The following is a 1,054-nucleotide window of genomic DNA, read 5'->3' as shown; positions in this document are numbered from 1 at the left end:
CCCAGCCGAAAGTCCCGGTGGTGGTGGCCCTCGCCGATGCCGAAGGCATGGCCCTGGACCTGGGCCTGTCGGTGTCGGCCTACCAGCATCAACTGCGTGACCTGATGCCCGCCGAGCAGCTGGAACACACCCGACCTGCGCAAGGCCCCGAGCATGAACGGGTGCCGGCGTGCTACCGGCTGGATGCCGAACAGCTGAGCCGACAAAGCCGCGATTTCCACCATCGCAACCTGGTGGGCATGCTGCTGAACAAGACGCTGGAAAGCCTGTACCCGGCCGATGCACCGTCACCGGAGCTGGCCGCCTTCAGGATCAACACGGAACGCCGCGGCCCCGCCGCTGCTCCGGCAGCGGCACGCTTCGAGGCCCTCACTCACCAGGACTACTCCCCCGGCGGCGCCCGCCTGGCACAGCGCATTGATACCGCCAAATACCTGCGCTTTCTCGCTGAACGCGATGCGCTGGAAGAGCGGCTTGCAAGCCTGCGCAACCTGGCCTTGCAAGCCAGCAACGATCACGACGTCTGGCTGGCCACGGCGGAGGCCGCTGCTGTCGATAATCCCTACAGCCTTGCTGCGGCGCTGGCCTGCTACGACCGTGACGAACGCCTCTCCGCCCGCGGCCTGGAAATATCCCTGGCGCTGATAATCAATCCAATGGGTCAGCCAACACCCGGTACCGAAGACCAGGATCGACGCTTCAAACGTCTGGAACAGTGGCTGGATCAGCACGACAGCCCGCTGTACACAGCCCTGGCACCGTTCAACCCGTTCAAGGACAAGGCCGACTCGATCGGCAGTCTGTTCGGCGCCAGCGACGATGTAATCGAGGGCCTGGCCGGTCGTTTCCCGGCCATGGCCGATATCACCGACCTCACCGCCCAGTCGGTCAATGCCGTGGTGCTCAAGCGCCTGCGTGGAAAGACCCGGTGGGATGCCAGTCATGGCCTGCGTCAGCAAGTGCTGCTGGCAGCACGTGAAGGCAATGCCGAGAAAGCGCTGGGGCTGCTGGCAGCCCGGTATCGGATCACCGAGCAGGCAATTCGGGAAAATCC

1 pseudogene is annotated in these 1,054 nt (G+C 64.7%); it reads left to right on the top strand.

Annotated features, from left to right (window positions below):
* Positions 1-1,054: pseudogene (locus HP547_RS28905) on the top strand (hypothetical protein); the annotation flags it as partial.

Source organism: Pseudomonas sp. CM27, from assembly GCF_013179515.1.
GTDB lineage: Bacteria > Pseudomonadota > Gammaproteobacteria > Pseudomonadales > Pseudomonadaceae > Aquipseudomonas.
The sequence above is the reverse complement of the archived record's forward strand: the minus strand, read 5'-3'. Positions and strand labels throughout refer to the sequence as shown.